Genomic DNA, 9,018 nt, shown 5'->3' with positions numbered 1-9,018 from the left:
CCTCACCCGCACCGTCGCGGCTCAGGAGCTGGCCGAGTGGCTGGCCACGATGCCGACGAAGGTCACTGAGTCGGATCAACTGATCATCGGCGACCTCAACAGTTACGCGAAGGAGGACCCGATCGCGGCGCTGGAGGCTACCGGCTTCACCAACATGATCGCGGCGAAGATCGGGGCTAAGACCTACTCGTACGTCTTCGACGGTCAGTCCGGCTACCTCGACCACGCGCTCGCATCGCCGAGCCTGGCCGCTCAGGTCACCGGTGTGACCGAGTGGCACATCAACGCGGACGAGCCGACGGTGCTCGACTACAACGTCGAGTTCAAGTCAGCGGCACAGGTCGCCGCCTACTACGAGGCAGACCCGTTCCGGTCCTCGGACCACGACCCGGTCCTGGTCGGCTTGAGCCTCGCGCCGCAAGGAGACAAGACCCCTCGTTGATGAACGAGCACTACCGCCGAGGCGAGCCCGCGGCGCCTGCTGCCGGCCGGCCTCGGTCGTGTCAGCCGTCCTGCTCCGCCGAGAGGCGGCGCAGGGCGGCCACCGCCATGTCGTGGTCGGTGGTCGCCCAGAACGCCGGCAGCGAACTCCGCAGGAAGGGCGCGTAGCGGGCGGTCGCGAGCCTGCTGTCCAGCACAGCCACCACACCGCGGTCGGTGGAGCGACGGATCAGCCGGCCCGCGCCCTGGGCGAGCCGCAGCGCGGCGTGGGTGGCGGAGACTGTCATGAACCCGTTGCCCCCCGCGTCGGCGACGGCTTGCGCCCGTGCGGACATCAGCGGGTCGTCCGGGCGCGGGAAGGGGATGCGGTCGATCAGCACGAGCTGGCACGCCTCCCCCGGCACGTCCACGCCCTGCCAGAGCGACAGGGTGCCGAACAGGCAGGTCGCGGGCTCGTCGGCGAAGCGCCGGACGAGGGCGGCCGTGCGGTCGTCGCCCTGGCAGAGCACCGGAACGTCGAGCCGCGTGCGCATCGCCTCGGCCGCGGCCTCCGCCGCGCGCATCGACGAGAAGAGCCCCAGAGTGCGTCCTCCCGCTGCCGCCACGAGGGTGGCGATCTCGTCCAGCGTCGCGTCGGAGGCTCCGTCGCGGCCGGGCGGCGGGAGGCGCCTGGCGACGTACAGGATGCCCTGACGCGGGTAGTCGAACGGTGAGCCGACGTCGAGGCCCTGCCACTCCGGCGCGTCGTCACCGGTGAGGCCGACCTGACGGGCGATCGGCTCGAAGGACCCACCCAGCTCGAGGGTCGCGCTGGTCATCACCACCGACCGCTCCCCGAACAGTGCCGCGCGCAAGAGCCCGTTGACCGACAGCGGCGCCACCCGCAGCACCGAGCCGCGACGTTGGTCGTGCACCGTCCACGTCACGTCGTAGGGCGAGTGCGCGGCCAGCCGCTCCGCCGTCTCGTGCACCGCGTCGACGGCCGCGTGCGCCACCTTGCGGGCGCCGTCGTCGGCGTCCCTGGCGCGGGTGATGTCTGAGACAACGCCGCGCGCGGCGTCCCGGACCATCGCCAGCGCGGTCGCGAGCTCCTCGGGCTGGTCGACGAGCCGTCCCTCGGTCAGGCCGGCCAGCGCGTCGGCGAACGCGTCGGCCGCCTCGGTCAGGGTCTCGGTGCCGTCGACGATCCGCCGAGCCCTGGCGGCTGCCCGCTCGACAAGGGTCGGCGTGAGCTCGTCGGTCGCGACACCGGTCACCCGGTCGACCAGCTCGTGCGCCTCGTCGACCACCACGACGTCGTGCTCGGGGAGCACGGCGAAGTCCTCGAGCGCGTCGATCGCAAGAAGGGCATGGTTGGTCACCACGATCTCCGCCTCGCCGGCCCTCCCCCGCGCCAGCTCGGCGAAGCACTCGGCACCGAACGGGCACCTCTGCGCGCCGAGGCACTCGCGCGCGGTCACGCTGACCTGGCGCCACGCGCGGTCGGTCACGCCGGGGTCGAGCTCGTCGCGGTCCCCGGTGTCGGTGTCCTCGGCCCAGGCGCGCAGCCGCACCACGTCGCGGCCCAGCGCGGTCGTCGGCGACGGGTCGAAGAGGGCGTCCTCGCCGTCGTCAGGCATCCCGCCCTGCGCCTTGTTGCGGCACAGGTAGTTGGAGCGGCCCTTGAGGATCGCGTACGTCGGCCGGCGACCCAGCAGCGGCTCCACGGCGTCGACCAGGGTGGGCAGGTCCCGGTCGACCACCTGGTTCTGCAGCGCGATGGTCGCGGTGGCGACGACGACCCGGCCGTCGTGCAGAAGAGCCGGGACGAGATAGGCCAGCGACTTGCCGGTGCCGGTGCCGGCCTGCACCAGCAGGTGCTCACCGTCGCGCATCGCGGTCGCCACCGCCTCGGCCATCCGCACCTGCCCCGGCCGCTCGCTGCCCCCGACGGCGGCGACCCCAGCGGCGAGCAGCTCGACGAGGGTCGACTCGCCGACGGGCGTCAGGTCCGGCATCGGGTCGGGCCCAGAATCCAGTCGCGAGTCGGGGCCGGGCGCAGCCGGCGGGTCGCCCGGGACGCCGAGGGGCGCCTCCCGGGCGGCGTCGCTGGTCACCCGGCGAGGCTAGCCGGGACCGGCGTCAGGGCCAGCGGCGATCCACACCGGCAGGACGGCTGCGGACACGGCCCGGTGGTCGGACCCGCCGTGCACGGCTCGGCCACGCCGTGCACGGCGGATCCGCCGTGCACGAGGTGCAGTGATCACGTGAACGTGATCATTTCGGGACCGGTCAGGCGACCGGGACCTCCGCGGCCGCGGCCTGGGCTGCGAGCAGGGCGTCACCTCGGCCGGCATCGAAAGCGGCCCGCGGAAGGGGCCGTCAGACCGGAGGAGAGGCCGCCGCGGCCGCGTAGGGGGACAGCTCGGCGGCGAGCGCCGCGTGGACCCGGGCCCGGACCCGGGTGCCTTCCGGGACGTGCTCCTGGACCACGCCGTCGCCCTCGTCGTGCAGCCGCGACACCAGGTCGCCCCGGTCGAAGGGCAGCAGGACGTCGACCGGCACCGCCGGCCTCGGCAGCTCGCGGGCGATCAGGGTGCGCAGCTCGTCCAGGCCGGCGCCGGTGCGGGCCGACACGACGACCAGGTGCTTCTCGCGGCGCCGCAGCCGCTCGACGACGAGCGGGTCCGCGAGGTCGGCCTTGTTGACGACGACCAGCTCCGGTACGTGGTGGGCGTCGACGTCGGCGAACACCGCCCGCACGGCGGCGAGCTGCGCCTCGGGCTCGGGGTCGGAACCGTCGACGACGTGCAGGATGAGGTCGGCGTCGGCGACCTCCTCGAGCGTCGACCGGAACGCCTCGACCAGCTGGTGCGGCAGGTGCCGCACGAACCCGACGGTGTCGGCCAGGGTGTAGTCGCGGCCGTCGTCGGTGCGGGCCCGGCGCACGGTCGGGTCGAGCGTGGCGAACAGCGCGTTCTCGACCAGCACACCGGCTCCGGTCAGCCGGTTCAGCAGCGACGACTTGCCGGCGTTCGTGTAGCCGGCGATCGCCACCGACGGCACGTCGTGCCGGCGGCGCTCCTGCCGCTTGGTGTCGCGGGCGGTCTTCATCCCGGCGATCTCGCGGCGCAGCCTGGCCATCTTGGTTCGGATCCGGCGCCGGTCGGTCTCGATCTTGGTCTCGCCGGGCCCGCGGGTGCCGACGCCGCCGGACTGACCGCCGCCGAAGCCGCCGGCCTGTCTCGACATCGACTCGCCCCAGCCGCGCAGCCTCGGCAGCATGTACTCCATCTGGGCCAGCGAGACCTGGGCCTTGCCCTCGCGGCTCTTGGCGTGCTGGGCGAAGATGTCGAGGATCAGCGCGGTCCGGTCGATCACTTTCACCTTGACGACGGCCTCGAGCTGGCTGAGCTGACCCGGTGTCAGCTCGCCGTCGCAGATCACCGTGTCGGCGCCCTCGGCGACGACGACGTCGCGCAGCTCGCGGGCCTTGCCGGAGCCGACGTACGTCGCGGAGTCCGGCTTGTCCCGGCGCTGCATGAGGGCGGCGAGCACCTGGGAGCCCGCGGTCTCGGCGAGCGCGGCCAGCTCGGCCATCGAGTTCTCGGCCTGCTCGACCCTGCCGTCGGTCCAGACGCCGATCAGCACGACGCGCTCCAGCCGCAGCTGGCGGTACTCGACCTCGGTGACGTCCTGCAGCTCGGTCGACAGACCGGCCACCCGGCGCAGGGCCTGGCGGTCGGCGAGGTCGTACTGCTCCCCGTCGATGTCGACGTCCATGCCGACGTCGACGTCGGTCGGATCGAGGTCGGGTGCGGGCTCGAGCTCGACGGCGGAGTCCCGGTCGTCGGCGGGGCGGGAGCGGTTCTCGGCTGTCATCGGGTCCCAGGGTGTCACGCGGTCGCGGCGGTCGTCGCGTCGGTTTTGCCCCACCAGAGGGCCGCCGAGACCTCTCCGTCCGCGACGAGCACGGCCGGGCCGGTCAGCTCCAGGTGCCCGTCGGCCCGACGGCTCACCGTGAGCTGCCCGCCGGGGACCTCGACGACGTACGTCCGACTCAGCCCGTCAGACCCCGCGGGCCCGTCGCCCGCGCCGTCGCGCAGCGCCGTGGCGACCATCACCGCGCACGCCCCCGTGCCGCAGGACCGGGTCTCTCCCACGCCGCGCTCGTGCACCCGCATCGCGACGTGGGACGGGCCGCGGGACTCGACGAACTCGACGTTGGCCCCTTGCGGGAAGGCCGGCTCGACGGCCGGCGGCTCGCGCAGCTTCCCGGCGTCGGCGAGCCGGTCCACGAACACGACGGCGTGGGGGTTGCCGATGTCGACCTCGGTGGCGGGCCAGGACACTGTGCCGACCCGCACCGTCCGGTCGGTCCCGGGCAGCCGGGCCGGGCCCATGTCCACCGTGACGTCGCCCTCGCGGCCGACCCGCACCTGCTTGACGCCGTCGCGGGTGACGACCGGCAGGTCTCCCGGCTCGGCCCAGCCCTCGTCGACGAGGAACCGGGCGAAGACCCGGATGCCGTTGCCGCACATCTCGACGGCCGACCCGTCGGCGTTGCGGTAGTCCATGAACCACTCGGCCTCGCCGGCCGTCGACGCCGCCTCCGGGTGGGCCGCCGAGCGCACCACCCGCAGCACGCCGTCCGCCCCGATCCCGGCCCGGCGGTCGCAGAGCCGCTGCACCCGCTCGTCGGTCAGCTCCAGCTCGCCGTCGGGGTCCGGGAGCAGCACGAAGTCGTTCTCCGTCCCGTGCCCCTTGACGAACCGCGCCACCCCTCCAGGCTACGGCTGCCGAGTGGCCCGGCGCGGCGCGGCGTGCCGGGCCATCGGGCAGGTCCCCTCCGCAGTGCGGCGTCAGCAGTGTGCGAGAGCCCGTTCGACCAGGTCCGGTGACCCGGCGTCCAGCCACACCACCCGCGGATCCCGGCGGAACCAGGACTCCTGCCGCCGGGCGAACCGCCGGGTGGCCCGGACGGTCTCGTCCCGGGCCTGCTGCTCGGTCCACTCCCCCTCGAGGTGGCCCAGCACCTGGGCGTAGCCGAGCGCCCGCGACGCGGTGCGTCCCTCGCGCAATCCTTGCTCTGTGAGCCGGCGCACCTCGTCGACCAGCCCGCCCTGCCACATCCGGTCGACCCGCGCCGCGATCCGCTCGTCGAGCAGGGGCCGGTCGAGGGCCAGCCCCAGCTGCACCGCGGGCACCGCGTAGCCGCCCGGTTCGGGAAGCGAGGCGGTGAACGGACGGCCGGTGATCTCGACGACCTCCAGCGCGCGGACGACCCGCCGGCCGTTGCTCGGCAGGATCGCGGCGGCTGCGGCCGGGTCGACCTGCTGCAGCCGGGCGTGCAGGGCGGCCGGCCCGCGGTCGGCCAGCTCGCGCTCGAGCCGGGCCCGGACGCCGTCGTCGGTGCCGGGGAACGCGAGGTCGTCGAGGGCGGCCCGCACGTAGAGGCCCGAGCCGCCGACGAGCACGGCCACCCGACCACGCGAGGCGATCTCGAGCAGCTGACGGCGTACCAGCCGCTGGTAGTCCGCGACGTTGGCAGCGACCCGCACGTCCCACACGTCGAGCAGGTGGTGCGGCACCCCGCGCCGCTCGGCGACCGTCAGCTTGGCGGTCCCGACGTCCATGCCGCGGTAGAGCTGCATCGAGTCGGCGTTGACCACCTCGCCACCGAGCCGCACCGCGACCTCGACGGCCAGGTCGCTCTTGCCGGTCGCCGTGGCGCCGACGACCGCGACGACGGCGGGCGCGGGCGTGGCGGTCACGGTCGGCAAGTCTCGCTCAGGTGGCCTACGGTGACGCCATGGGCATGTTCGACAACATCCGGAAGAAGGCCGAGAAGGCCGTCGACGAGCACGGCGACAAGATCGCGCAGGGCATCGACAAGGCCGGCGGGATGGCGAGCAAGAAGACCGGCGGCAAGCACGACACGCACATCGCCAAGGGCTCGACGGCGGCGAAGGACGCCCTCGACAAGCTCGACGGCAAGAACGACGACATTCCGGACGCCAGGCCGTCGACCGGTGGCACGCCCCCTGGGAGCGGCACCCCTCGCCACTGAGCCCGATCAGCATGGCAGCCTCACCAGCCCTGATTCAGGCCGGCAGCCAGGTCGCGACCAGGTAGCCGACGCCGTAGGGCGCGGCGTCGTAGATGACCTCGCCCTGCCACCGCTGCTGGCCGGCCGCGCCCGCGAGCACCTGCCACGCGGCCCGGCCCTGCACGAGCAGCTCGTCGGCCAGGACGACGTCGAGCCCGGCCAGGGCCGACGGGTCGCCCGCGGACAACGCTGCTGCGACCCGCGCGTCGAAGGGCTCGGCACGACCGTCCAGGTAACCGGGCTTCGGCGTCCGGCGGCCGGTCCCGTCACCCATCACCAGCAGGCCGACCCGCGCGGCGCGGCCGGCCAGCGCGGCCCCTACCTCCAGGCAGCGGTCGCGGTCGGCATCGGCAGCGACACCGAAGAGCAGCACCGGGGCCGTGGCTCCGGTCGACGCGGCCCGGTCGAGCAGCCAGCGGCCGAGGGTCAGCGACAACGGCAGGGTCGGGCCGGTCCCGTGGCCGTCCGCCGCGCCAGCGTGGGAGCGACCCACGTCGACATCGACGCCGTACGCCTTCAGCGACCCCCACGCCCCGGCCTCGAAGGGACCCGACCGGTCCGCCGCGCCCACGACCACCACCAGGTCGGGCCGGGTCGCGAGCAGCGCCCCGACCGCGGCGTCACAGGCCGCGCGCAGGTCGTCGGTCTCAGCGGTCGCCCCGGCCGCGACGCCGGGCACCAGCAGCGGCGGGTGGGGACAGACAGTCGCGGCCACGAGCACCGCCACACGCTGTCACACGCCGCGCGTCGTCAGCCGGCGGACAGGCATCCCGACGCGGCGTCGATGTCGGCCGTCAGCAGAGCGGCGGACTCGGGACTGATCCGCCCTCCCTCCGCGAGCTGACCCACCTTCGTCCGCAGGTTCCCCAGCTTGACGAGCGTGTCGGCCGTCTTGCCGCCCGCGACGAGAGCCGTGGCGTCGTCCACGAGCTTGACCAGACCGGCCCGCTCCTTGTCGACCTTGCCGCTGCTGATCGGCACGGCGGCCACGTCGCTGCGCAGGACCTCGAGCTCGTCGGCGCACGCCGCCGTCGCGCCGACGGCGGTACCGGCATCGGCAGTCGCCGTGACGGCGGTCGCGGCCGTGACGCCCGCGGCACCCGTCATGAGCAGGATCGCGGCCACCAGAGCCGCCATGAGTCGGGTGGTCATCCGAAGTCCCCGTTCCGTCGGTTTGGCCTCCGACCCGCTTGGCAAGACGCGCGCTCGGCCGCCTAGCACGACGCCGGGCGTGTCCGCCGTGCCGGTCCGCTCGCGACCGGAGACGGCGGCGTCCAGCGCGGCCGGGTCGGCCGCGGTGCGCGCGCTGCCCAGCGTGCGGCCGAGGAGCAGCTGCTGGACCTGCGCGAAGCGGGCGCCGTTGACGACCAGGTCCGGGGGGAAACGCTCCTCGAGCGCGGCGGCGGCGGCGAGCTCGCCCGGCCAGCCGGCGGCCCCGCGCATCGCGTCGGCCTGGGCGGCGATCGCGAGCGCGCGGGCCCGCAGCCGCTCGGCCTCGTCTCCGTCGACCGGCTTGGCGGGCTCGGCGAGCGTGGCCAGCTCGGCGAGGGCGGCCCGGGCGTGCCCGGCCGCCTCCTCCACTTCTCCTCCCGGCTGGACGCCGGCCGCGAGCTCTTCACGGCCGTGCTCGCCGAGTCGCGGACCCGTGGCGACGAGGTCTCCGAGCCGCTGATCCTGCTCAACCTCGGTCATCTCGAGCTGCGGGCCGGGCAGCTGGACACCGCGGGCCGGCTCGCCCGCGAGGCGCTGGCCATCGCGGAGGTCACTGGAAGCACCATGACGCGGGCGCTGGCCGAGCTCCAGGTCGCGGCCGACGAGACACGGACGGCTGACTGGGCCAGCAGCGACGAGCGCATCCGGGTCGCGACCGCCATGACGGACCAGGTCGGTGACCCCTTTCCTGCTCGGCATCGGGTCGACCATCCTCGGCCGGCTGCTGAGCACGCAGGGCGACCACGCCGGCGCCGTGGATGCGCTGCACGCAGCAGCGCGGCACGCCGAGCGCGCCGGCCTGGCCGACCCCGGCTGGGACCCCTGCCCGGGAGACCTGGTCGAGTCACTGCTGACTCTCGGCCGCGTCGAGGAGGCCGAGGCGGAGCTGGCCCGTCTGGTCGCAGCCGGGGCGGGTCTCGACCGACCTCACCTCGAGGCCGTGCTCCCACGGCTGGAGGCCGAGCTGCGGGCGGCCCGCGCGGGACCGGACGACGACGCCCTGGCGCTGACGGCCGTCGCCGCCCACGAGCGGTTGGGCACGACGTTCGAGCTCGGGCGCAGCCTGCTCGTGGCCGGCCGGATGCACCGGCGGGCCAAGCAGAAGCGGCTCGCCCACGAGCTGCTCAGTCGGGCGGTCTCCGTATTCGAGGCCAACCCTGCACCGGTCTGGGCCGAGCGCGCACGGGACGAGCTGCGCCGGGTCGGCCTGCGACCCTCCGCACCGGACGGCCTCACGTCCACGGAGGCGCGGGTGGCCGCACTGGCTGCCGCCGGCC

At 74.5% G+C, this 9,018-nt stretch carries 9 protein-coding genes; 3 read left to right on the top strand and 6 right to left on the bottom strand.

The features are described from left to right. Nucleotides 1-442 (top strand): nuclease (locus tag VK640_05735; protein HTE72684.1); only part of this gene is annotated, 442 nt, incomplete at its 5' end. 61 nt (nt 443-503) lie between these two features. Here the strand turns inward: VK640_05735 and VK640_05730 are convergent. The 4 genes from VK640_05730 to miaA all read right to left on the bottom strand — a co-directional run bounded on the left by VK640_05730 (nt 504) and on the right by miaA (nt 6,194). After that, nucleotides 504-2,438 (bottom strand): ATP-dependent DNA helicase, encoded by a 1,935-nt coding sequence (locus tag VK640_05730; protein ID HTE72683.1) that lies wholly within the window; start codon nt 2,436-2,438, stop codon nt 504-506. A 364-nt stretch (nt 2,439-2,802) separates the two neighbouring features. Continuing rightward, complete coding sequence (gene hflX / locus VK640_05725; GenBank protein HTE72682.1) at nt 2,803-4,302, bottom strand: GTPase HflX; 1,500 nt, start codon at nt 4,300-4,302, stop codon at nt 2,803-2,805. Between the two features lie 14 nt (nt 4,303-4,316). Then, nucleotides 4,317-5,201, bottom strand: coding sequence for a diaminopimelate epimerase (gene dapF / locus VK640_05720; GenBank protein ID HTE72681.1), 885 nt, complete (start codon nt 5,199-5,201; stop codon nt 4,317-4,319). An 81-nt stretch (nt 5,202-5,282) separates the two neighbouring features. Further along, nucleotides 5,283-6,194 carry a tRNA (adenosine(37)-N6)-dimethylallyltransferase MiaA gene (gene miaA, locus VK640_05715; GenBank protein ID HTE72680.1) on the bottom strand — a complete coding sequence of 304 codons (912 nt, stop codon included), beginning with the start codon at nt 6,192-6,194 and terminating at the stop codon, nt 5,283-5,285. Between the two features lie 38 nt (nt 6,195-6,232). On the opposite strand from miaA, the gene VK640_05710 reads away from it, so the two are divergent. Next, nucleotides 6,233-6,490 carry an antitoxin gene (locus VK640_05710; protein ID HTE72679.1) on the top strand — a complete coding sequence of 86 codons (258 nt, stop codon included), beginning with the start codon at nt 6,233-6,235 and terminating at the stop codon, nt 6,488-6,490. A gap of 34 nt (nt 6,491-6,524) precedes the next feature. Here VK640_05710 and VK640_05705 read toward each other — a convergent pair whose 3' ends face one another. Continuing rightward, entirely contained in the window at nt 6,525-7,250 is a 726-nt protein-coding gene (locus VK640_05705; GenBank protein HTE72678.1) for a class III extradiol dioxygenase subunit B-like domain-containing protein, read from the bottom strand. 29 nt (nt 7,251-7,279) lie between these two features. Further along, on the bottom strand, nt 7,280-8,221 hold the full coding sequence (locus VK640_05700) for a hypothetical protein (protein ID HTE72677.1): 942 nt from the start codon (nt 8,219-8,221) through the stop codon (nt 7,280-7,282). 196 nt (nt 8,222-8,417) lie between these two features. On the opposite strand from VK640_05700, the gene VK640_05695 reads away from it, so the two are divergent. Next, nucleotides 8,418-9,018 (top strand): LuxR family transcriptional regulator (locus VK640_05695; GenBank protein ID HTE72676.1); only part of this gene is annotated, 601 nt, incomplete at its 3' end.

Source organism: Actinomycetes bacterium, from assembly GCA_035489715.1.
Taxonomy (GTDB): Bacteria; Actinomycetota; Actinomycetes; order JACCUZ01; family JACCUZ01; genus DATHAP01.
The sequence above is the reverse complement of the archived record's forward strand: the minus strand, read 5'-3'. Positions and strand labels throughout refer to the sequence as shown.

Coding starts and splice junctions, on each gene's coding strand:
- VK640_05730 (HTE72683.1), bottom strand. CDS start 2,438: ATGCCGGACCTGACGCCCGTCGGCGAGTCGACCCTCGTCGAGCTGCTC.
- hflX (HTE72682.1), bottom strand. CDS start 4,302: ATGACAGCCGAGAACCGCTCCCGCCCCGCCGACGACCGGGACTCCGCC.
- VK640_05710 (HTE72679.1), top strand. CDS start 6,233: ATGGGCATGTTCGACAACATCCGGAAGAAGGCCGAGAAGGCCGTCGAC.
- VK640_05700 (HTE72677.1), bottom strand. CDS start 8,221: ATGACCGAGGTTGAGCAGGATCAGCGGCTCGGAGACCTCGTCGCCACG.